This window comes from Comamonas sp., assembly GCF_009360615.1.
In the GTDB taxonomy this organism is placed as follows: domain Bacteria; phylum Pseudomonadota; class Gammaproteobacteria; order Burkholderiales; family Burkholderiaceae_C; genus Comamonas.
This window is the reverse complement of the sequence record NZ_SPEY01000022.1, coordinates 58044-81479: the sequence shown is the minus strand read 5'-3', so window position 1 is coordinate 81479 and position 23436 is coordinate 58044. Positions and strand designations below refer to the sequence as shown.

Annotated in this window: 19 protein-coding genes and 1 pseudogene; 13 read left to right on the top strand and 7 right to left on the bottom strand. The window is 63.7% G+C overall.

Going from position 1 to position 23436, the window contains the following annotated elements:
- The first annotated feature begins 359 nt into the window (after positions 1–359).
- The 7 genes from asd (at position 360) to accD (ending at position 9520) form a co-directional block, all read left to right on the top strand.
- Positions 360–1472 (top strand): aspartate-semialdehyde dehydrogenase, encoded by a 1113-nt coding sequence (gene asd / locus E2583_RS07595; RefSeq protein WP_291594564.1) that lies wholly within the window; start codon positions 360–362, stop codon positions 1470–1472.
- 371 nt (positions 1473–1843) lie between these two features.
- A complete protein-coding gene (locus E2583_RS07590; protein WP_291594562.1) occupies positions 1844–4759 on the top strand; it encodes a FimV/HubP family polar landmark protein in 2916 nt (971 codons plus the stop codon).
- 40 nt (positions 4760–4799) lie between these two features.
- Positions 4800–5621, top strand: a complete 822-nt coding sequence (gene truA / locus E2583_RS07585) for a tRNA pseudouridine(38-40) synthase TruA (RefSeq protein WP_291594560.1) — start codon at positions 4800–4802, stop codon at positions 5619–5621.
- A 42-nt stretch (positions 5622–5663) separates the two neighbouring features.
- Positions 5664–6449 carry a phosphoribosylanthranilate isomerase gene (locus E2583_RS07580; RefSeq protein ID WP_291594559.1) on the top strand — a complete coding sequence of 262 codons (786 nt, stop codon included), beginning with the start codon at positions 5664–5666 and terminating at the stop codon, positions 6447–6449.
- Positions 6374–7666 (top strand): tryptophan synthase subunit beta, encoded by a 1293-nt coding sequence (trpB, locus tag E2583_RS07575; RefSeq protein ID WP_291594558.1) that lies wholly within the window; start codon positions 6374–6376, stop codon positions 7664–7666. The genes E2583_RS07580 and trpB overlap by 76 nt, the downstream gene beginning before the upstream one ends.
- Positions 7663–8472, top strand: a complete 810-nt coding sequence (trpA, locus tag E2583_RS07570) for a tryptophan synthase subunit alpha (protein ID WP_291594557.1) — start codon at positions 7663–7665, stop codon at positions 8470–8472. Before trpB ends, trpA begins: the two co-directional genes overlap by 4 nt.
- 172 nt (positions 8473–8644) lie before the next feature.
- Positions 8645–9520, top strand: a complete 876-nt coding sequence (accD, locus tag E2583_RS07565) for an acetyl-CoA carboxylase, carboxyltransferase subunit beta (protein ID WP_291594556.1) — start codon at positions 8645–8647, stop codon at positions 9518–9520.
- Positions 9521–9760: 240 nt separating this feature from the next.
- Here the strand turns inward: accD and E2583_RS07560 are convergent, their stop codons facing one another.
- On the bottom strand, positions 9761–10327 hold the full coding sequence (locus E2583_RS07560; protein WP_291594554.1) for a YggT family protein: 567 nt from the start codon (positions 10325–10327) through the stop codon (positions 9761–9763).
- 60 nt (positions 10328–10387) lie between these two features.
- Here E2583_RS07560 and E2583_RS07555 point away from each other — a divergent pair, with 60 nt between their 5' ends.
- From E2583_RS07555 to E2583_RS07530, 6 genes and pseudogenes are all read left to right on the top strand, one after another.
- Complete coding sequence (locus E2583_RS07555) at positions 10388–11038, top strand: LON peptidase substrate-binding domain-containing protein (protein ID WP_291594552.1); 651 nt, start codon at positions 10388–10390, stop codon at positions 11036–11038.
- Between the two features lie 242 nt (positions 11039–11280).
- Positions 11281–12825: a lysine--tRNA ligase gene (gene lysS, locus E2583_RS07550; protein WP_291594550.1), complete on the top strand. Its 1545-nt coding sequence runs from the start codon at positions 11281–11283 to the stop codon at positions 12823–12825.
- A 179-nt stretch (positions 12826–13004) separates the two neighbouring features.
- Positions 13005–13528 (top strand): annotated as a pseudogene (locus E2583_RS07545) (class II glutamine amidotransferase); the annotation flags it as partial.
- 205 nt (positions 13529–13733) lie between these two features.
- Complete coding sequence (locus E2583_RS07540) at positions 13734–14762, top strand: hypothetical protein (protein WP_291594548.1); 1029 nt, start codon at positions 13734–13736, stop codon at positions 14760–14762.
- Positions 14763–14878: 116 nt separating this feature from the next.
- Positions 14879–15937, top strand: a complete 1059-nt coding sequence (locus E2583_RS07535) for a diguanylate cyclase (RefSeq protein WP_291594545.1) — start codon at positions 14879–14881, stop codon at positions 15935–15937.
- A 178-nt stretch (positions 15938–16115) separates the two neighbouring features.
- Positions 16116–16772, top strand: a complete 657-nt coding sequence (locus E2583_RS07530; RefSeq protein ID WP_291594543.1) for a mechanosensitive ion channel family protein — start codon at positions 16116–16118, stop codon at positions 16770–16772.
- Between the two features lie 50 nt (positions 16773–16822).
- Here the strand turns inward: E2583_RS07530 and purT are convergent, their stop codons facing one another.
- From purT to nagZ, 6 genes are all read right to left on the bottom strand, one after another.
- Complete coding sequence (gene purT / locus E2583_RS07525) at positions 16823–18040, bottom strand: formate-dependent phosphoribosylglycinamide formyltransferase (RefSeq protein WP_291594541.1); 1218 nt, start codon at positions 18038–18040, stop codon at positions 16823–16825.
- Between the two features lie 132 nt (positions 18041–18172).
- A complete protein-coding gene (locus E2583_RS07520; RefSeq protein ID WP_291594540.1) occupies positions 18173–18526 on the bottom strand; it encodes a hypothetical protein in 354 nt (117 codons plus the stop codon).
- 115 nt (positions 18527–18641) lie between these two features.
- Complete coding sequence (locus E2583_RS07515) at positions 18642–19112, bottom strand: hypothetical protein (protein ID WP_291594538.1); 471 nt, start codon at positions 19110–19112, stop codon at positions 18642–18644.
- Positions 19113–19166: 54 nt separating this feature from the next.
- Positions 19167–20222: an ATP-dependent 6-phosphofructokinase gene (locus E2583_RS07510; RefSeq protein ID WP_003057959.1), complete on the bottom strand. Its 1056-nt coding sequence runs from the start codon at positions 20220–20222 to the stop codon at positions 19167–19169.
- 112 nt (positions 20223–20334) lie between these two features.
- Positions 20335–22116 (bottom strand): ABC transporter ATP-binding protein/permease, encoded by a 1782-nt coding sequence (locus tag E2583_RS07505; RefSeq protein WP_291594523.1) that lies wholly within the window; start codon positions 22114–22116, stop codon positions 20335–20337.
- A 191-nt stretch (positions 22117–22307) separates the two neighbouring features.
- The gene (gene nagZ, locus E2583_RS07500) at positions 22308–23402 is read right to left on the bottom strand and encodes a beta-N-acetylhexosaminidase (RefSeq protein ID WP_291594521.1); all 1095 of its coding nucleotides are present in this window, start codon (positions 23400–23402) and stop codon (positions 22308–22310) included.
- Positions 23403–23436 lie beyond the last annotated feature (34 nt).

Below are 23436 nucleotides of genomic sequence, written 5' to 3'. Positions count from 1 at the left end.
CAAAGCCCCGCCGCCGCCGCAAGCGGCGGCTTTGGGGTTGATACAAATTTCGGCATCAAATAAAACAAAACGTCAAAAATAAATCATATATTTCGACGTTATGACTAGAGTTTCAAGCACTTTTGATTCTTCAAGCTTTTTCTCTAGTCGCTAGAATGACAACTCTTATGTTTGCCGCACGCACCTTCGCTCACGAGATCGTCACACCCGCAAAGCTTGCCGGTGTGAATGCGCGCGCAATCACCATTAAGACGATTACAGGCTGACCCAGCCCGGTTCGTCGCGCGCCCCCTCCGGCCCTGACGAGCCGGACGAATCAGTCTCAAGCAACTGTTTTCAAAACTGAAAGGGCGTTTCAAATGAGCAAGCAATTGGTAGGTTTGGTGGGCTGGCGCGGCATGGTCGGCTCCGTGCTGATGGACCGCATGCAGGCCGAAGGCGACTTCGCACTGATCGAGCCCGTGTTCTTCTCCACCTCCAATGCCGGCGGCAAGGCTCCGGCCATGGCCACGGTGCACACCGAGCTGAAGGACGCCAACGACATCGCCGAGCTGTCCAAGTGCGACATCATCATCACCTGCCAGGGTGGCGACTACACCAAGGAAATCTTCCCCAAGATCCGCGCCGCCGGCTGGAACGGCCACTGGATTGACGCCGCCTCTTCGCTGCGCATGGAGGACGATGCCGTCATCGTGCTGGACCCCGTCAACGACGATCTGATCCGGCAAAAGCTCGCCGCCGGCGGCAAGAACTGGATCGGCGGCAACTGCACCAACTCCATTCTGCTGATGGGTCTGGGCGGCCTGTTCAAGGCGGGTCTGGTCGAGTGGGTCTCTTCCATGACCTACCAGGCCGCATCGGGTGGTGGTGCCAACCATATGCGCGAACTGCTCAAGGGCATGGGTGTGGTGCACGCTGCCGTCGCCGACGAGCTGGCAACCCCGGCATCGGCGATTCTGGAAATCGACCGCAAGGTCGCCCAGACCATCCGCGAGGATGTGCCTACCGAATTCTTCGGCGCGCCTCTGGCCGGCGGCCTGATCCCCTGGATCGACGTACAGCTGCCCAACGGCCAGTCCAAGGAAGAATGGAAGGGCCAGGCCGAAGTCAACAAGATTCTCGGCACCGACGCCACCATCCCCGTGGACGGCCTGTGCGTGCGCATCGGCGCCATGCGCTGCCACAGCCTGGCTCTGACCCTGAAGCTCAGGAAGGACCTGCCCCTGCAAGAGATCGAAGCCCTGATCAAGGGCGGCAATCCCTGGGTCAAGTTCGTGGCCAACGACCGCGCACTGACCGTCAAGGAACTGACGCCCGCAGCGACCACTGGCGGCCTTGAGGTTGCCGTGGGCCGCGTGCGCAAGCTCAACATGGGCCCTGAATACGTCTCGGCCTTCGTGATCGGCGACCAGTTGCTGTGGGGCGCAGCCGAGCCCCTGCGCCGCATGCTGCGCATCCTGCTGGCGGCCTGATCCCGACGCCATCAAGCCGCCTGACGGCTTGATCCAGCGCAGCAAAGCGCCGCTCATCCGCGTGATGACTGGCGCTTTTTTCATCCCCGGGCTACGGGCTTGGGCGACAATTGCCCGCCTGTTCGGGCGAATGCAAACGGTCAACTAACCTACATTAGGTTTCATCTCGTTGCCAATCGACAACAATTCAGCGCCTTGCCAGCCATGCTTTTGCTCACATTGCAATAGCGTCGTTGACAATGCAAACTGTGTCCGCCGGCCCGAGAGACCTTTGCCGCCTGCTGGAATTTCCCATTTTTTATGTGCACCGCAGCCACAAACCCGATCAAGAACAAGAGGGCTGTAGGCTGCACGAATCAAGTCTGAGCCCTATGCAACGCTGGAAACTCTCTGCGCTCGCCGCAGCCTCCCTCGCACTGTCAAGCCTGCCGGCAACCGATGCGTGGGCATTGGCATTGGGCCGCATCACGGTGCAGTCGGCTCTGGGCGAACCTCTGCGTGCCGAGGTCGAGATCCCTCAGCTCAGCGCAGCCGAAGCCGATAGCCTGCAGGCGGCCATAGCCTCCCCGGCCGCCTTCCGCGCCCAGGGCATGGAATTCACCGGCACGGCCAACTCGGTGCGCGTGCAGGTGCAAAAGCGCGCCAACGGCACGGCGGTGCTCAAGCTCAGCAGCTTCCAGCCGGTCAACGACCCCTTTGTCGACCTGGTGATCGACGCCAACTGGGCATCGGGCAAGCTGCAGCGCAACTACACCTTGCTGCTCGATCCTCCGGCAACGCGCCGCGCTGCTCCTGCACCCACCACCGCCGCTCAGGCCACGCCTGCTGCGGCGGCAGCACCTGCGCGTGCCGCAGCGACCCCTCGTGCCGCCTCCAGCCCTGTCAGCACCGCCGGCAGGGATCTGCGCAATGACCGCGACCAGGACGAAGCTGCCGCGAAGCCGCAGCGCAAGCGCCAAACCGGTGCCGCAGCCCCCGCCGGCAACGGTGACGAAGTCCGCGTCCGGACCGGTGACACGGCCGGTCGCCTTGCTGCGGCGCACAAGCCCGCCGGCGTCTCGCTCGATCAGATGCTGGTGGCTATGTTGCGCAGCAACCCCCAGGCCTTTGTCAATGGCAACATCAACCGCATGCGCAGTGGCGTCGTGATTCAGATGCCCGATCAGGCTGCGGCCCAGGCCACCTCGGCCAAGGAAGCACGCCAGATCATGGCGGCCCAGTCGCAGGATTTCAACCAGTTCCGCCGCCAGCTGGCCGGCGTGGCTCCCGTGGCCACTGTGGAAGCCGCCTCGCGCAGCGCCTCCGGCCAGGTTCAGGCGCATGTCGCGGATGCCAAGTCCGCCACCGCAGCACCTGACAAGCTCACCCTGTCCAAGGGGTCTGTCAAGGGGGTGGCTGCGGACGAACAGATGGCCCAGCAGAAACAGGCGGCCGATCAGTCTGCGCGTGCCGATGAACTCAAGCGCAATATGGCCGAGCTGAGCCAGATTGCGGCAGCGACCAAGCCTGCCGGTACGCCGGCCGCCTCCGCGTCCGGCACCGCTGCGGCACCTGCACCGGCGGCAGGCCCCAGCGTCACCGTCCCCGCGGGCGGCGCAGCCAATACCGCAGCACCGGCTCCCGTCACGGATGCACCGGCTGCACCTGCCACACCTGCAGCTCCGCCCGCCACTGCGGCAGCCGATGCTCCGACATCGGGAGCCGCTCCCGCCGGGCCCGGCAAACCCGGCGACACCCCGCCGGCACAGGCCGAGGGCGAATCGGCGCAGGCCACTGCCGCGCCTCCAGCACCGGCACCGGCTGCACCTCCCAAGCCCGTGGCGGCACCGGCCCCCATTCCTGCAGAGCCCAGCTTTATCGACAGCCTGATGGAAGATCCGACCGTCCCGCTGGCGGGCGCAGCACTGCTGGCACTGCTGCTGGGCTATGGCGGCTACCGAGTCTCCCAGCGTCGCAAGGCTGCGGCGGCAGGCGCGGACAGCATGCTGGGCGACAGCCAGCTGTCGGCGGACTCCTTCTTTGGCGCCAGCGGCGGCCAGCGTGTGGACACCACGACCAGCAGCAGCCAGATGTCGGGCCAGTCCATGCAGTACTCTCCCAGCCAGCTCGATGCCGGCGACGTGGATCCGCTGGCCGAAGCCGATGTCTACCTGGCCTACGGCCGCGACCTCCAGGCCGAGGAAATCCTCAAGGAAGCGCTGCGCAACGACCCCAACCGCCTGGTGCTGCACCAGAAGCTGGCTGAAATCTATGCCAAGCGCCATGACCGCATGGCCTTCGCCTCGGTGGCCAACAACGTCTTTGCGCTGACCCAGGGCAAGGGCCCTGAATGGCAGCGACTGGCAGACCAAGGCCGTATCCTGGATCCTGAAAACCTGACCTATCAGCTGGGCGGCGCCCCTCAGCCCCTGGCGACGGCCGCCCCGAGCGCCTTCGCGGCTTCCGATTCGTCGCCCGCCTTGCAAGGCGCAGCGGCCGCCGCCGTGGGCTTTGGCTCGGCATTGGCTGCTGCACAGGCCGCCGAGGCAGCGGCCAGCCGCGAAGGCCCGCCCACCGAGCCCGCAGGCATGGACTTCGACATGGACCTCGAGTTGCCGGCCGACCTTCCCGACACTGCGGCCAGCGCCGCTCCTGTGGCATCCGAGCCGGTCTCCCTGCCCAACGAACAGGATTTCGCGGCACTGGCACAGTGGGACACACCCGCCGCCACGCCCCCCGAGCCAGCGGCTGCAGACAACGGCCTGAACCTCGATCTCGACGATCTGGCTTCGTTCAGCCTGCCTGCCACGGCCCCGCAGGCTCCGGTGGAGCCCCCGGCCCCTTCCGAGTCAAACGCCCTGAACGCGCTCGAGTTCGATCTCGACAGCTTCGCCCTGCCCTCGCAGTCCCGCCCCGAGCCACCAATCGGACAGGAAACCACACCGCTGGAACGCTCTTCCAGCCAGGAGAGCCTGAACGCTGACCATGACCTCGAAGCGCTGACCCTGCAGCAGCCGGACGGGGAGCGCGAAAGCCCTGTCGCTGCCACGGCAGCGCAGCCCGAGGTGACTTTCGACCTCAGCGGCCTGTCGCTGGACCTGGGAGGCTCCGATGGTGCGGCAACGATCGATACCGTGCCTGCCCCCTCCGAACCCGAAGACCCGCTGGCCACCAAGCTGGCCCTGGCCGAAGAGTTCAATGCCATCGGCGACAGCGACGGAGCGCGTACACTGATCGAGGAAGTGATCGCCGAGGCCCATGGCGATCTCAAGGCCAAGGCTCACAGCCTTCTCTCTCAGATTGGTTGATTGATTTGATGCACTCAGACCCCGCGCCGGGAGCCATGCCATGCGCATAGCTCTTGGCGTCAGCTACAACGGTCAGGCCTATCGCGGCTGGCAAAGCCAACCCGATGGCAACACCGTACAAGACAAACTCGAAGCGGCCCTGGGCCGCTTTGCTGCTCAAGAAGTCTCCACGATCTGCGCCGGCCGCACCGATTCCGGTGTGCACGGTCTGATGCAGGTCGTGCACTTTGACACCGAGCTGCAGCGCGCGCCCAACTCCTGGGTACGTGGCACCAACACCTTCCTGCCCAAGGACATCGCCGTGCAATGGGCAGCCGAGGTCCCGGACGGCTTCCACTCCCGCGCCTGTGCCACCGCACGTCGCTATGCCTATGTGCTGCTGCAGTCCCCTGTGCGCCCCAGCGTCGACCAGGGCCGGGTGGGCTGGGTGTTTCAGACCCTGGATGCGCAGCGCATGCGCGCGGCCGCCGACCTGTTGCTGGGCGAGCATGATTTTTCGTCCTTTCGCGCCGCGGGCTGCCAGGCCAAGAGTCCGGTCAAGACCCTGCACCGCATCGACATCCACTACCGCCCCGCTGGCCGGGCACCGATGCGCGATGCGCAGATGGAATGTGGCTACTGGCGTTTCGAGTTCGAGGGCAGCGCTTTTCTACACCACATGATCCGCAACATCATGGGCTGCCTGATCTACGTGGGCCAGGGCTCCAAGCCCGTGCAGTGGATGCAGCAGGTGCTCGATGCACGCTCGCGCGAGGTGGCGGCCCCCACCTTCTCCCCGGACGGACTGTACTTTCTCGGCCCCCTGTACGATAGTCGCTGGGGCCTGCCTGCCGACACCCCACCGTTTGCCTGGCTGCCCTGAGCAGCCACCTGCCAACGATTGCTGCAACGCCACGGATTAGTCATGTCTTCCCTTGCCTCCCGCACCCGCATCAAGATCTGCGGCCTGACACGCGAGCAGGATGTCGATGTCGCGGTGGCCGCCGGTGCCGACGCCATCGGCTTCGTGCTCTATGCCCCCAGCCCGCGCGCAGTGACGCTGCACCGAGCGGCCGAGCTGGCACGGCGGCTGCCGCCCTTTGTCACACCTGTTTTGCTCTTTGTGAATGAAACAGCTACCAATGTGATAGCTGCCTGCGACCGGATACCAAACGCCTGCGTGCAATTTCATGGCGATGAATCGCCAGCGGATTGCGAAGTCTCCACCCGCGGCCGCCAGCCCTGGCTGCGCGCAGCGCGCATACCCCTCGGAGACGATGCAGCGCAGTTTGACCTCGTAGAATATGCCCAACGTTATTCAAAGGCCCAAGCCATCCTGCTCGACGCCCATGTCGATGGTTATGGCGGCGGCGGTAAGGCATTCAATTGGTCACTTCTGCCAACAAGCGTCGACTCTCACCTCGTTTTGTCTGGTGGACTCACGCCTGCAAACGTGACCGATGGCATCTTGCAAGTGCGCCCTCGCGGGTTGTCTCTGGCCGTTGATGTGAGTTCTGGTGTCGAGGCCGAAGGTCCCGATGGCAAGCCCCTCAAAGGCATCAAGGATGCCCACAAGATTCATCGCTTCATTGCTGCCGTACGCGCAGCTGATGCTCCAATTTTGCAGACCGACACATGTTTGAATACCACTATCCCGACGTCCACGGCCATTTCGGCCGCTACGGCGGCAGCTTCGCCAGCGAAACCCTGACCCACGCACTCACCGAGCTGCGCGAGGCCTACGCCAAGTATCAGAACGACCCCGAATTCATCGCCGAATTCCAGTCCGAACTGGCCCACTATGTAGGCCGCCCCTCACCCGTCTATCATGCCTCGCGCATGAGCCGTGAAATGGGCGGAGCGCAGATCTATCTGAAGCGCGAAGACCTCAACCACACGGGTGCGCACAAGATCAACAATGTGATCGGCCAGGCCATGCTCGCCAAGCGCATGGGCAAGCCGCGCATCATTGCCGAGACAGGCGCCGGCCAGCATGGAGTGGCCACGGCCACCATCTGCGCGCGCTACGGCCTCGAGTGCATCGTCTACATGGGCGCCGAGGACGTGAAACGCCAAAGCCCCAACGTCTACCGCATGAAGCTGCTCGGCGCGACCGTGGTGCCGGTGGAGTCCGGCTCCAAAACACTCAAGGATGCGCTCAACGAAGCCATGCGCGACTGGGTGGCCCATGTGGACAACACCTTCTACATCATCGGCACCGTGGCCGGCCCCCATCCCTACCCCATGATGGTGCGCGACTTCCAGAAGGTCATCGGCGAGGAGTGCCTGACCCAGATGCCCGAGTTCCTGGGTGCCGATGCACAGCCCGATGCCGTGGTCGCCTGCGTGGGCGGCGGCAGCAATGCCATGGGCATCTTCTACCCCTACATCCCCTACGAGAACACCCGGCTGTTCGGCGTGGAGGCGGCCGGCGAAGGCCTGGAGTCCGGCAAGCACTCGGCTTCGCTGCAAAAGGGCAGCTCGGGCGTGCTGCACGGCAACCGCACCTTCATCCTGCAGGACGAAAACGGCCAGATCACCGAAACTCACTCGGTGAGCGCGGGCCTGGATTATCCCGGTGTGGGGCCTGAACATGCCTGGCTGCAGGAGATCGGCCGCGCCCAGTATGTAGGCATTACCGACCAGGAAGCGCTGGACGCCTTTCACTACCTGTGCCGCGCGGAAGGCATCATCCCGGCCCTCGAGTCCAGCCACGCCGTGGCCTATGCCATGAAGCTGGCCAAGACCATGCGCCCCGACCAGTCCATACTCGTCAGTCTCTCCGGCCGTGGCGACAAGGACATCGGCACCGTGGCCGACCTGTCGGGTGCCGAGTACTTCGACCGCCCTTCCATGCGCGGTCTCACCGTCAAGGGCGCTCCCGGACATGATGCAGCCAAGGCTGCCGCAGGGGGCAACAAGTTATGAGTCGAATCACCGCCACCTTCAGCAAGCTCAAGGAAGAAGGCCGCAAGGCCTTGATTCCCTATGTGACAGCAGGCTTTCCTTTCGCAGCCATCACCCCGCCCCTCATGCACGGCATGGTGGAGGCCGGTGCCGACGTGATCGAGCTGGGCGTGCCCTTTTCCGACCCCATGGCAGACGGCCCCACGATCCAGCGCGCAGGCGACAAGGCCATTGCCAACGGCGTGGGCCTGAGCCAGGTGCTGGCCTATGTTGCCGAGTTCCGCAAGAAGGACCAGACCACGCCCGTGGTGCTCATGGGCTATGCCAACCCTGTGGAGCGCTACGACCAGGTACATGGCGAGGATGCCTTCGTCGACCACGCCGCCACAGCCGGCGTTGACGGGGTCCTGATCGTGGACTATCCGCCCGAGGAATGCGAAGGGTTTGCAGCCAAGCTCAAGGCCCGCGACATGGATCTGATCTTCCTGCTGGCTCCCACCAGCACCGAGGAACGCATGCAGCAGGTGGCCCGTGTGGCCAGTGGCTATGTCTACTATGTCTCGCTCAAGGGCGTGACTGGTTCGGGTGCTCTGGACACCTCGGCCGTGGAGGCCATGCTGCCGCGCATCCGCCAGCATGTCAGCGTCCCCGTGGGGGTGGGTTTCGGCATTCGCGATGCCCAGACCGCACAGACGGTGGGACAGGTGGCCGATGCCGTCATCATCGGCAGCCGCATCATCGATCTGCTCGACAACCAGCCCCATGAGAAGATCGTGCCTCTGGCAATAGACTTTCTGCGTGGTGTGCGAAAGGCTCTCGACGCATAATGCACCCCTAGAAATTAGCCCCCCCTGAGCGGCTGCGCCGCGTCCTCATTGAAGGGGGACGACAGCTTCGCTGCGGGGCGGCCCTTGCTTGCTGTCCTTCCCTGGATGCACCCTGCTGCCCTCAAATGCTTCAGGTGACATGCAGAGCAACGGAAATTGAAAAGGAAATACCATGTCCTGGCTTGAAAAACTTCTGCCTGCCAAAATCCAGCAGACCAATCCGACGGAACGCCACCAGCAGATTCCCGAAGGTCTGTGGACCAAGTGCCCCAGCTGCGAAACCGTTCTGTACAAGACCGATCTGGAAAAGAACCAGAACGTCTGCCCGACCTGCGGCCACCACCACCGCATTGGCGCGCGCGCACGTCTGAACCATTTCCTCGATGCCGAAGGCCGCTATGAAATCGCACAGGAGGTCATTCCTGTCGACCCGCTGAAATTCAAGGACAGCCGCAAGTACCCCGAGCGTCTGAAGGAAGCGCTGGAGAACACCGGCGAGACCGATGCACTGATCGTCATGGGCGGCTCCGTCAAGAGCATCAATGTGGTCGTGGCCTGCTTCGAGTTCGACTTCATGGGTGGCTCCATGGGCTCCGTGGTCGGCGAGCGCTTTGTGCGCGGCGTCGAAACCGCCATCGAGCAGAAAGTGCCTTTCGTCTGCTTCACGGCGACCGGTGGCGCCCGCATGCAGGAGGGCCTGCTGTCGCTGATGCAGATGGCCAAGACCAATGCAGCACTGACACGGCTGGCCAAAAAGGGCCTGCCCTATATCTCCGTGCTGACCGACCCGACCATGGGCGGCGTGTCCGCAGGCTTCGCCTTCGTGGGTGATATCGTGATCGCCGAACCCAAGGCCCTCATCGGCTTTGCCGGCCCTCGCGTGATCGAGACCACCGTGCGAGTGAAGCTGCCCGAGGGCTTTCAGCGCGCCGAATTCCTGCAGGACAAGGGCGCCGTGGACATGATCGTCGACCGCCGCGAGCTGCGCGATCGCGTGGCCAGCTCTCTGGCCATGCTGCAGCGCCTGCCAGCGGACGCCGTGGAATAAGCACCGGACGCCCCCCCACCCGAACGGCTGACGCGGCAATGCCCTGCGCCAGCCGTTTTTTCCGGGGACTGCGGCTCGGAACATCGACCGAGCATTCGGATGCAGGCATCGGGATTGAAGAAGCATCCCGGCGGCGCTGCCGGACCGGCCACTGGCAGCGCCAGCCGATGCAGCACGGGTTCACCGACGATTTCCGGCCTCGCCGCTCAGACCTCGCGCTGCCCCTGCAGGTGCAGCCCCCTAGCGCACACCGGCAATCATGGACAGACCGCCGGCCTGCACATAGTTGAGCACCATCAGCAGCACCTGCAGACCAATCAGGGCAATCAGCGCCGAAAAGTCCACATTGCCGATCAGGGGCACCACCCTGCGGATCGGAGCCACGAGCGGATCCGCCAGACGCTGCAGCACCCCGTAGATCGGGGAATAAGGCTGAACCCAGGACAGGATGGCATAGATCAGCAGGATGCCCATCATGCCGGACAGGATGACCTTGACCAGACCGCAAAGCGCCAGCCATGGCAGCGCCAGCACCGAACCTTTGCCGCCCAGCATCAGCCAGATCAGCAGCGCCTGCGACAGTTGAAGCAGCAGGGCGGCAATCAGGCTGGATGTGTCCCAGCGTCCCTTGGCGGAAAGGACCTTGCGCAGTGGCATGACGATCCAGTCGCTCAGCGCAAAGACCAGCTGCCCCACGGGGTTGCCAAAGGGCACGCGTTGCGCCTGCATGTACATGCGCAGCAGACAGGCGCCGCTGATCAGGCCGACGACGACATCCAGCAGAAACAGAACGATTTCAAACAGCATGGGACCCAATTCAGAAAACAGTGAGCAAATCACCTATTCATGGGATGATAGCCGGGCACCATGACCGATACGCAAAGTCTGCATTCCCTGCCCCTGTTCCCGCTGAACACGGTGCTGTTTCCCGAAGGCCTGCTGAGCCTGCAGGTCTTTGAGGTGCGCTATCTGGACATGATCCGCAAATGCCAGCATGCCGACGCCCCGTTCGGTGTGGTGGCGCTGCAATCGGGACAGGAGGTGCGCAAGGCCGGCGCCCAGACCGAACGCCTGCACTCGGAAGGCGTGCTGGCCCGCATCGCCCGGCTCGATTCGCCCCAGCCCGGTTTGCTGCATCTGCAGTGCAAGGGCGCTCAGCGCTTTCACATCCAGCGCTGCTGGCAACTGCCCCATGGACTATGGGTGGCTGATGTCGCCATGTTGCCCGATGACCCCAAAGTCACCGTCCCCCAGCACTTGCTCGGCACCTCCCATGCACTCGCTCAGGCCTTGCTGAACCTGCACGACCACGACCCCGATCACGCGCAGTTGCCCACGCCTGCGCAGATGCACGACTGCGCCTGGGTGGCCAATCGCTGGGCCGAGATGCTGCCCCTGCCGGTGCGCATCAAGCAGCAGTTGATGACGCTGGATGCCCCGCTGCTGCGGCTGGAGCTGATTGCCGATGTCCTGGAGCAAAGCGGCATCACCGGATCGGCTCCACAGGATGATTCCTGAGATCGGTTTGAGCCCTTTGCGGGTGCTCGATACCAGCGACTTCCCAGACCGCACAAAGCGGACTTTTCCGGCGGTGGCCCCCGCCATGGCGTCGACATACCGCAGCGCCTGTCAGCGCTTTGCACGGCCGCCACCCCTGGCGTCGACAAAAAACTTAAAATCGCTGGTTTCGGGCTGCCGGCAGCTTTGCCGGCCCTTACTTCTGGCCTCCAACCGGCGCTTGTCGCTGGCGCTCTCTTTTCATGACTGAACACAACACCTCTTCTGCGGCAGACAACACCGCCCCTCAGGACGAAAACAAACTCATCGCCGAGCGCCGCGAAAAACTCAAGGCCCTGCGCGAGTCCTCGAAGGCCAATGGCGGAGTCGCCTTTCCCAATGACTTCAAGCCCGAGCACCGCGCCGCAGCGCTGATTGCCGAACACGGCGACAAGGATGCCGAAGCCCTGGACGCGGCCGCCATCGCCGTTAGCGTGGCGGGCCGCATGATGCTCAAGCGCGTCATGGGCAAGGCCAGCTTTGCCACCGTGCAGGACGCCACGGGCCGCATCCAGGCCTATGTCACCCGCGATGCCGTGGGCGAAGAGGTCTATGCCGACTTCAAGAAATGGGATCTGGGCGACATCATTGCCGTCGAAGGTCAATTGATGAAGACCAAGACCGGCGAGCTGTCGATCAAGGCCACGAAAATCCGCCTGCTCACCAAGAGCCTGCGCCCGATGCCCGACAAATTCCACGGCATGGCCGACCTGGAGCAGAAGGTGCGCCAACGCTATGTGGACCTGATGACCGATGAAGAAGCCCGCAAGCGCTTCGTGGCCCGCAGCAAGGCCGTGGCCGGCATCCGCGACTTCATGGTCGAGCACGGCTTCCTGGAAGTCGAGACTCCCATGCTGCACCCCATTCCCGGCGGTGCGAACGCCAAGCCCTTCATCACCCATCACAATGCGCTGGACCAGGAGATGTACCTGCGCATCGCGCCCGAGCTCTATCTCAAGCGCCTGATCGTCGGCGGCTTCGAGCGCGTGTTCGAGATCAACCGCAACTTCCGCAACGAAGGTATCTCGGTGCGCCACAACCCCGAGTTCACCATGATGGAGTTCTACGCGGCCTACTGGAACTACCAGGACCTGATGGACTACACCGAAAAGCTGATCCGCGACGCGGCCATGAAGGCCGTGGGGACTCTTTCGCTGAGCTACGGCGGCAAGCCTGTGGATCTGGCCAAGCCCTTCGAGCGCCTGACCATCCCCGAAGCCATCGTCAAGTACACGGAAGCCGGTGACAACGTGGCCAACCGCGAATGGCTGACCAATGCCCTGAAGAAGCTGGGCATGAAGGAAGACAAGGACAAGCTGTCCACCCGCACGCTGGCCAGCCTGCAGGTGCTGTACTTCGAAGAGGTGGTGGAAGAGAAGCTCTGGAACCCCACCTTCATCATGGAACACCCCACCGAGATCTCGCCGCTCGCGCGCGCCAACGACGAGCGTCCCGAAGTGACCGAGCGCTTCGAGCTCTATATCACCGGCCGCGAATTCGGCAACGGCTTCTCCGAGCTCAATGACGCCGAAGACCAGGCCGCCCGCTTCAATGCCCAGGTGGAAGCCAAGGACGGCGGCGACGACGAGGCCATGTACTTCGACCACGACTTTGTGCGCGCCCTCGAATACGGCATGCCCCCCACCGGCGGCTGCGGCATCGGCATCGACCGTTTCATGATGCTGCTGACCGACAGCGCCAGCATCCGTGACGTGATTCTGTTCCCCGCCCTGCGTCGCGAGCAGTAAGTCTGCAATCGATAGCTTTTAGCGCTTGACTGTCTTGGTTTTCAGAACTTTTCATCACTAAAAACCGCACAGAGAAAGCGCTACCTGCTATCAACGAATCGGCAAAACACAGGCTTTGCCCCGCAGGCACCTGGAACCGATAGGATGAATCATCGGTTCCATGTCTCAAGGAGAGCGCCATGTGTCGCTGGCTGGCCTATACGGGCCATCCTGTTTCGCTGGAAACAATGCTGTTCCATGCGCGCCATTCGCTGATCGACCAAAGCCTGCATTCGAGATTCGGAGCGACGACGACCAATGGCGATGGCTTCGGACTGGGCTGGTACCAGCATCCGCACGAGATGCCTTTTCGCTTTCGCTGCATCCAGCCGGCCTGGCACGACCACAACCTGCGCGAGCTGTCGCGCGCCGTATCGGCCCCCATGCTTGCGGCACATATCCGCGCGGCAACGCATACCCCGGTGCAGGAGGCCAACTGCCGTCCGTTCCGCCACCGGCGCTGGATGCTCCTGCACAACGGCATGATCGAGGACTCTTCGCTCTTGCTGCGCGATCTGCTCATGGTCATCGATCCGCCGCTCTTCACCTCGCTGCAAGGCTCGACGGACTCGGAAACCCTGTTTCCACTGGCCATCGGCTTCGGGCTGGAGCAGGTCCTCTGCGGGCCATCGCGCGCATGACGGGCCTTGTCGAGGCCACGGCAATCGTCGTGCGCGGCACTCAGATCGAGTGCCTGCCGTTCGCGCCCCTTTCATCCGGAGAGCAGGCTCGCGCACGCAAGCCAAAATCGGGAGCCCCAGGCCGCAACGGTCCCCCTGATCGTCGGCAGACACCGACGGCCGGGGCCCGGCGTCCCGCCGGTTTCTCAAAACGGGCTGCAGCCATATGGGCTGGCTATACTGCTGGGCATGCAGATTCCCCAATACTGGGCTCAGGCAAGACTACGCCATCACACCGGCGTGCGCCACGGCGTCACCGTCCAACGCTGGGGCTGGTCTGACCACAGCGAGTCAGAGGCTCAGGCCCATGCAGAGCAAAGAGCTCGTCAGGCACTGGAAATGGCTCTGGCACCCGCCGCAGCGCGCGGTCTGCCACAGGACTTCGAGCGCATGGAATGGCGCACCGAATACGGGCTGCTGGACGGAACGCCGATCCGCGAAGAAGTGCTGGAGCGGCGCGACGAATCCGTCATGACCCGCAACAGCTATGGCGCGCGCTGCCTGAACACGGAAAACGTGGCCATTGCCGACATTGATTTGCCAGCTCGCCAGAAGCCTGCCCGCTTCCCCGTCATCTCCTCGCTGCTGCTGGCCCTGGCCCTGCCCTGGCTGTGGGTGGCCCCTCTGAGCTGGAATCCTGGCGCAGCGGTGCTGATGCTGCTGCTCGCCAGCATCGGCCTGTTCTTCTGGTCAGGCCTGAAGCAATGGCTGAACGCCCGCCAGGCCCTGCGCAACGACGCCCGGCAGCCTCCGCCCATCGAGATCGCCCTGGCAAGGATCCAGGCTTTCTCTGCCCGTCATCCCGACTGGGGCCTGCGCGTCTATGAAACACCCAAGGGCTTGCGCGTCATCGTCACTCACGCGGCGTTCAGTCCGTCCTCCTCCGAAGTTCAGATGCTGTTCCAGCAGCTGGAGGTGGACCCGCTGTATGCCATGCTATGCCGGCAGCAGCAATGCTTCCGGGCCCGCGTCAGCGGCAAGCCCTGGCGCATGGGCATGAACGGCCTGTCCACCCAGGACAGGCGCTGGCCCCTGCCTGCCGTCTCCCAGGCTTCACGCCAGCAGTGGGTGTCGGACTATGAGTCCAGGTCCGCCCAATTCGCCGCATGCCGCTTTGTCGATCAGCTGGGCGAGAGCACGCAGTGCTCGGCGGCTCGGACCTTTGTCACCTGGCACGATGAATGCAGCAAGGCACACTCCACTCTGGCATTGGCCTGAATCAGTCCGTGACCATTCACAATGCCTGTTGCTCAAAACCGGCGTATAAAGTAACAATATATTTCCCCCCGGAACCGGCCTGAACCACAGATGCGTCCGACCCTGAACCTCCTCCCATGACAGCTCTGCCACCTCCTGCATCAGCTTTGTCTGCCATCGAATCCAGCGGGGCTCGGTTCTCGTCACCCGACTCTGCAACGCCCTTTTCCGTGCTGGTTGTCGAGGATCAGGCCGTCATGCGGGCTGCTCTGGTGACCGAACTCCGGCAGGCCGGTGTGACCCAGGTACTGGAAGCCGAGAATGGCCGCACCGCACTGGCACTGTTTCGCAGCGAAAGACCCGATCTGGTGCTGCTGGACATTCGCCTTCCCGGCGAGGACGGCTACTGGGTCGCCCGTCAGCTGCGCGAGGCCGAGCCCGGCGAATGGACGCCCATCATCTTTCTCTCCGGGCTGGACAACGACCTGGACGTCTGGCGCGGCATCGAAGCGGGCGGCGACGACTATCTGGTCAAACCCGTCAAGCCGATTGTGCTGGTCGCCAAGCTGCGTGCCATGCGCCGTCTGCTGGACATGCGTCGCCGCCTCGTCTCCGTCTCTGCAGAGCTGCATCTGGCGAATCAGAAACTCAACGAGATGGTGGAGCTCGATGCACTCACCGGCCTGGTCAACCGCAGAGGGCTGGATCGCATGCTGCATGCCGAGATCGCTGCCGCAAGGCGCGAGAGCAGGCCACTGACGCTGATGCTGTGCGATCTCGATCACTTCAAGCATTTCAACGATACCTACGGCCATGTCCAGGGGGACGAATGCCTCAAGCAGGTCGGCCGTCTGCTGCGCGAAGTCTGCGTACGCCCGCGCGACATCGCCGCGCGTTACGGTGGTGAAGAGTTTGCCCTGATCCTGCCCAACACCCCGCGCTCCGGCTCCATGACCTTCGCCCGAGCGCTCGGTCAGATGCTCAAATTCCTCAAGATTCGTCCGCCAGGATCGGGCGAGGACATCCCGCTGACCCTCTCCGGAGGCATTACCACCTGCATTCCCGACGAGCACACCAGCGCCGAATCCATGCTGATGCGAGCCGACGAAGCCCTGTACGCCGCCAAAACGCAAGGGCGCAACCGCTTTTTCAGCTTCGAAATGCAGATGGACACCATAGAGCAAAGGCAGATCTGATGCCTCTGCGAGCCAAAGCTCGGGGCCCTCGTACCCGCTGGAAGCAGCGTGCCCGAGTCTGCCTGAAGGCCGCCCGCGCGACACTTTCCGACCCGGCCCTCAAGAACCGCTAGGATTGGCGCATTGTCCTGTCAGTCCTCAGGGGCTGACCTCTGCCGCTTTTCTCGATTGACTGGTTATGCGTCGTCTTCAAATGCACCTGCCCGACTGGATGCAGGACTGGCTTGAAATCCTGGTTCCGGGGATTCAGATCTTTCTCATCATCCTGGTGGCCTGGCTGATCAACTGGCTCATCAAGCGCATCATCTCGCGCGCCGGCAAGGCCTATGACCTGCCGCATGAGCTTCTCATGCCCTTGCGCGGCGTGTTTCGCTGGATCATCATCGCCGCCGCCGTGCTGGCGATTCTGGAGCGGCTTGGCATGTCGGCCACCGTGCTCTGGACGGCTTTCACCGGGTTTGCCACCGTGGGTGCCGTGGCCTTCTTCGCGGCCTGGAGTGTGCTCTCCAACCTGTTCTGCGCGCTGCTGATCGTCACTGTCGGCCCGTTCCGTCTGGGCGACTATATCGAGGTGCTGGACACTGCCGAAAAGCCCGGAGCCAAGGGCCGCGTGATCGATCTCAACATGCTCTACATCACCTTGCAGGATGACAGCGCACCGGCAGGCATTCCCAATCTGCTGCAGATCCCCAACGCCCTGATCTTCCAGCGCGTCATTCGACGCTGGAAAGGGGGCATGCCGGTGGTGACGGAGAACACGCCGGCCACCCACCAGGAGGAGGCTTGCGCCGTGGCCATCACGACCCCTGGCAGCAGGGCCGCGGCCTCGACCTAGAGACTGGCTGATCCGTGCAGAAGGGCTTCCTGGAAGCCCTCATGATGGCCTCAAGGCAGACGAGGCCTGACCTTGCTGGCGGCCAGCTTGGCATTCACCCGGGCCTGCGACACATCGCCGGCACGCGCCAGGGCCACGCCCATGCGACGCTTGACAAAGCTCTCCGGCTTGCCGAAGAGGCGCAGATCGGTACCCGGCACGGCCAGGGCCTGATCCGCGCCGTCGAATACCAGGCCCTGGGCATCCTGACCGCCATAGATCACGGCGCTGGCACCGGGATTGCGCAGGCTGGCATCCACGGGCAGGCCCAGAATCGCGCGGGCATGCAGTTCGAACTCGCTTTGCCATTGCGTACACAGCGTCACCAGACCCGTGTCATGAGGCCGCGGCGAGACTTCGCTGAACCAGACCTGCTCGCCCTTCACAAACAGTTCCACGCCAAACAGCCCCAGGCCGCCGAGGTCGTCGGTAACGGCCTTGGCAATCTGGCGCGACCTCTCCAGTGCCGCAGGATGCATGGGGTGGGGCTGCCAGCTCTCCACGTAATCGCCGGCCTGCTGGATATGGCCCACGGGGTCGCAGAAATGGGTCTCGATCTGACCGTTCGCCCCCTTGGCGCGCACGGTCAGCTGGGTGATTTCGTAATCGAAGTCGATAAAGCCTTCGACGATCACACGTCCCTTGGCCACACGGCCGCCGGCCATCGCGTAATCCCAGGCCTTGGCCACATCGGCAGGGCCGTCGATCTTGCTCTGACCCTTGCCCGAGCTGCTCATCACGGGCTTGACCACGCAGGGGTAGCCGATGGCAGGCTGGCCGTCGCTGCCGTCGATCGCGGCTTGCAGCTCGGCCAGAGAGTCGCAGAAACGGTAGGGACTGGTGGGCAGGCCCAGGGTTTCAGCGGCCAGACGGCGGATTCCTTCGCGGTCCATGGTCAGACGCGCGGCGCGGGCCGTGGGAATGCAGGTGATGACGCCCGCCGCCTCCAGCTCTTCCAGCATGGGCGTGGCAATGGCCTCGATTTCAGGCACGACCAGATCGGGCTTGAGCTCTTCGATCAGCGCCTTGAGCTGGGCCGGATCGCTCATGGTGATGGTGCGCGCATGGTGGGCCACCTGCTGGCCCGGCGCGTTGTCATAGCGGTCCACGGCAATGGTTTCCACGCCCAGGCGCTGCAGGGCAATCAGCACTTCCTTGCCCAGCTCGCCGCTGCCCAGCAGCATGACTTTGGTGGCATTGGGGGAGAGAGGGGTTCCTAGGGTGGTCATGTTTGCATCCTGCGTATATGGGGCCAAGCCCCCGATCATAGGCGAGCAGCCAGGCCTCGCCGGGCTGCAGCCTGGCAATCCGGCCGCTTTCAGCGCCGAGCGTCGAAGCACATGGCGGGATTGATTGCAGAATCAGTGCGGCATCGGCGAGTAATGCTCGATGCGGCAGGCGCCGCGATGCTTGCATTGCCCGTCCAGATAGCGGTAGCGTACCGTCACGGCAGCACCCGGGCCGGGCCACTGCCGGCGCGGCAGCTCGCTTTGGTAGTCCGCCGCTTCGGGCCTGAAGCTCAGCGCCGTGCCCGGCTGCGGACATTCGGCGTCGCCCCTGGCTTGGGCTTCGAGCACGCGGGTCTGCAGCGCGCGGCCACCGCTTTGCTTTTCTCGCACCTGCACCTTGAGATCGCAGATCTGCCAGTCTGCAGCCTGGGCGGCAGCGGCGCAGGCGCTCAAAGCCGCCGCAATCAGAATTCGGAAAGAAGTCATCTGCCTACCTGCAAGTGAGTGGTGTTCATGGGCCAGCATCTCTACCAAATAGATAGCTTTAATCGCTTCAAGACAAAGGGATTGAGGCCAATATCATGGAGTTTTTTTATGGGTATCAGTGCGTCAGACCGACCGCCTTGCCGCCACGCTGCGGGATGCTTCCCGCATCGAAACGCATCTCGGACGTCCAGACCCCGTCGTCCCAGACCCAGGGGCTGCTGGCCTGCTCCAGGCTCAGCACATGCACGCCGCTCAGGTCCTTGACGCGTTCCTTGAGCCAGTCGATCTGGTCGCTGCGCACAAACACCAGGCAGGCAACCTCCCAGTCAGGCTGCGTGATGCCCAGGCCGTGCAGCTGCGACAGCAGCGGGGCATACCATTTCTCGACCCGCTCGTTGAGACGGTTGACCAGCGCCAGCGGATAGCCGGAAGCCGATACCTCGACCACATAGACCTGGCGACGAGCCGGGCGCAATGCCACGAAAGCCGGACATTGCCAGCCATCGGCCACCTCATACTTGGGGGCCACAAAAGTCTCACCGTTGGCCGTGAGCAGCTGCATCACGGCTTCTTCATGTCGGTCCATGCTGAATTTCTCCGGCGCGCCGAAAGTGCGCGCAGGTTCACACCTTAGCGCAGCTCAGGCCTCGCCGAAGCAAATTCCGATATCGCGCGCCATGGTCAGCAGCGGGCTGTCCAGCGGCACGGTGCGCTGGGTATTGGCCACATCGGCAATCGCCACACTGCCGATGCGGCCGTTCTGCAGCGTGACCATATGGCCCAGCTGACCGCCCAGCACCAGCTGCGCCGCATGGTGGCCGAACTGCGTGGCCAGCACCCGGTCAAACGGGGTCGGATCGCCGCCGCGCTGCACATGCCCCAGCACCGTGGTGCGCACCTCGCTCTGGAGATGGGGTTGCAGGCGCTCGCGCAGCACATGGCCGACGCCGCCCAGACGCACGGGGTCGGGACTGTGCGCAATCCGCTCGCGCACCGTCAGGCTCTGGCCGCTTTCCTTGGCCCCCTCGCCGATGCAGATGATGGTGTAGCGCTGACGCCGCTCGCGCTCCTGACAGACCTTGATGATGGACTGCAGGTCGTAATCGATCTCGGGCAGCAAAATGATGTCGGCAGCACCGGCGATGCCGGACTCCAGCGCCAGCCAGCCCGCGTGGCGACCCATGGTCTCCACGATCATCACCCGATGGTGGCTCATGGCCGTACTCTCGATGCGGCGCAGGCTTTCGGTCACCGTGGCCACGGCGGTATCGAAGCCGAAGCTGCGCTCGCAGTTGGCAATGTCGTTATCGATGGTCTTGGGCACGCCCACGCATTGCAGTCCCACCTGCGCCAGGCCATGGGCCAGACTCATGGTGCCGTCGCCGCCGATGGCGACCACCACATCCAGTGCCAGCGCCTTGACATTGCGCCCCACCTGGGCAAGCGTGGCCGCATCGCGCAATGGATTGGCGCTGTTGCTGGTGCCCAGGATCGTGCCGCCGATATGCAGAATGCCGCTGACCTCGTCCCAGCTCAGCGCTCTGACGCGCGGGCTCGCATCCATCAGCCCTTCAAAGCCGTCGGCAATGCCCAGTACCTCGCACTGGCCATGGTTGATCAGGGACTTGGTGACCGCACGGATCACCGCATTGAGGCCGGGGCAATCGCCGCCACCGGTCAGCACACCAACGCGCATGGGTTCGCTCTCCAGAGATTCTCGAGTGCACATCATCCCACGAGAAAGTCGCCGCCAAAGCCTTCCGGGCCTGCTCTGCGGTTGAGACTGCCTGTCCCGGAACCCGCCTGCTTCAGCGGCTGCCGGGCAGCTCGTCTTCCCGGACCCCTTGCTGCGGCTGAAGCAGCCAGCGGGCCGTGTGGAACTCCGTCACGCTGTCGCGGTGCGCCACCGAAACCAATGCCCCGCCTTTGCTCTGCACCAGTTGCACCAACCGGCTGTAGACCTGGGCTTCGGCGGCATGGTCCAGCGCGCTCGTGGCCTCGTCCGCAAACACCCAGGCCGGTCGCTTGAGCAGGACCCGCGCCACGGACAACCGCTGCTGTTCGCCCCCCGACAGGCTGCTGTTCCAGGCCGCCTGGCTGTCCAGCCGCTCCTGCAGCTGAGGCAGCTGCGCTTCGCGCAGGGCACGCTTGAGCTCAGCGTCGCTGTAGCTTGCCGCCGGCTCCGGGTAGGCCAGGGCGTCGCGCAGGCGGCCATCGGGAAAGTAGGGACGCTGAGGAATGAACATTGCGTCCCGAGGACGCTCCACCAGCCCTTTCGCATAGGGCCAGATACCCGCCAAAGCCCGCAGCAAGGTGGACTTGCCGCTGCCCGAAGGTCCGCTGATCAGCAGCCTCTGACCCGGGCGCACCAGCAGACCGGCGTCCTGCACGATGGGACTGCCTGCAGGCAGGGATACATCGAGAGCACGGGTCTGCAACTGCTGCGACGCGGCAAGCTGCACGCCGCCCGGATGCGCCTCCTGCTCGCGCAGACTCTCGTCAAAGCCGCCCAGACGCAGAGTCGTGGCCCGCCAGGCCGCGATATCGGAGTAGTTGTTGACGATCCAGCTCAGCGACTCCTGCACCTGATTGAAGGCGGAGCCTATCTGCATGAGCTGGCCCAGCTGTATGGCGCCGCTGAAAAAACGCGGTGCGGCGATGATGAAGGGAAAGACCACGGCGGCCTGACCAAAGAAGTTGGTGAACCAGCCCAGACTCTTCTGCTTCCTGATCAGGTTCAGGGAGTTGCCAAGGACATCGCCAAAACGCAGGCCGATCTGCGTGCCCTCGACGCGCTCGCCACCGTCCAGGGCGATGGCTTCGGCGTGCTCGCGCACGCGGATCATGTGATGCCGGAAGTTGGCCTCCAGCTGTTGCTGGCGACTATTGAGCCAGACCTGGGGTTTGCCGATCCAGAAGGTGATCGCACTGCCGACCAGACAATACAGCACCGCCATCCAGACCATGAAGCCGGAAACCTGCAGCTGACCGCCGCCGAAGAGGGCCGGCAGGCCGATATCGACGACGGAACTCAGGCTCCACAGTATGCCGACAAAACTCGCGAAGGTGACCGCCGCATTCAGCAGCCCCATCGACAGTGACACGGTATAGGTGGTGAAGAGATTCAGATCCTCCTGAATCCGCTGGTCGGGGTTGTCGGGGGCTTTGCCGTCGCCGTCCACGCCGTAGCGCCCCAGCTCCAGCCGGTAGAACGCCTTGGCCGACAGCCAGCGCTGCAACATGTGCTCGGTGAGCCAGCGTCGCCAGTTGAGTTGCAGCAACTGCGTCAGATAGAACTTGTAGACCGCGATGACGATGTACACCAGGGCCAGCCAGAGAAAGCGCCATAGCTGCTGCCAGAACACCTCGGCCTGCTTGTTCTGCAATGCGTCATAGAACACCCGGTTCCATTCGTTGATCTGCACCAGCATGAACACCGCAGCGAGATTGAGGCCCACGATGGCGGCCAGCAGCCCCCAGGCCTTCCATTTCTCCTCGGACTGGAAATAGGGTCGGGTCAGCGAAAAGGCCTGGCGCAGCACGCCCGACCGGTGTTGGCGGGACTCCAGTCCCGGGTTCTTTGAATTCATGCAGGCTCTCGGTGGTTCATGAACAAAGGCGCTGCGGCGATGCCGCTGCCAGGCTCCTGAACTCACCCTAAGCCGCTTAACTGAGGCCAGACTTAAATGCCGGCAGCCGCCCTGCCGGACCTTCGAAAGGCATAAAAAATCCGCTGCCCTTGCGTCAAAGGCAGCGGATGGCAGGGTCGGCCCAGTGCCGCCTAGGGCAACAGATCCAGCGCCTGCAGATAGGCAGGCTGGCGCATCAGATCGTCCCAGGTCTGGGGTTCGGTGTCGGGCAGCAGCGAGACACGGCGCGACTCGGAGTCGATATCGGGTACCCAGCGGCCCTCGCGCAGCGCGGCATCCATGCCGTCCAGCAACTCGTCCACATGTTCCCCCAGACCCAGGCTCTGGTTGCACAGCAGCACCATGTCGCAGCCCGCATTCAGGGCGGTCAACGCGGCATCTGTATAGCTGATGAGTTCGCCGTCGATGCGACGCGCGCCCTCCATGCTCAGGTCGTCGCTGAAGATGGCTCCGTCATAGCGCAGACGGGCACGCAGGATGTCCTTGAGCCATTTCTCGCTGAAGCCTGCCGGGCGCTTGTCCACCTTGGGATAGATCACATGGGCGGGCATGACGGCGGTCAGCACGCTGGAGAGCCAGGGATAGGGCGCGGCGTCTTCGTCGAGAATGGCCGTCAGACTGCGCTTGTCGACGGGAATGTCCACATGCGAATCGGCTTTCACAAAGCCATGGCCGGGAAAATGCTTGCCGCAATTGCCCATGCCGGCCTGCAGCAGACCCTGCATCAGGCTCCTGGCCAGCGTGGCCACCACGCGCGGGTCGCGGTGAAAGCTGCGGTCACCGATGACCGAGGATTCGCCGTAGTCCAGATCCAGCACGGGCGTGAAGCTGAAATCCACACCGCAGGCGCGCAGCTCAGTACCCAGTACATAGCCGGCGGCCGTGGCAGCGTTCATGGCCCGCATGGCGCCACTGCCTTCGCGGTATTTCCGGCCCTTGCCGCCATCATCCATCCACATCTCACCAAAGGCGCGCATGGGCGGGATGTGCGTGAAGCCATCGGTGCGAAAGCGCTGCACGCGGCCGCCCTCGTGGTCCACACTGATCAGCAGGTCGGGCTTGACGGCCTTGATATCGGCACACAACTGGACCAGTGCACTGCGGTCTTCCCAGTTGCGCTTGAAGAGAATGATGCCGCCCACCAGCGGATGGGAAAGGCGCGCGCGGTCCACATCGGTCAGCGATGTGCCTGCGATATCGATGATGAGAGGGGCGTGCATGCTCATGAATACTTCCGAAAAAAATGAACTTGAAGGCATC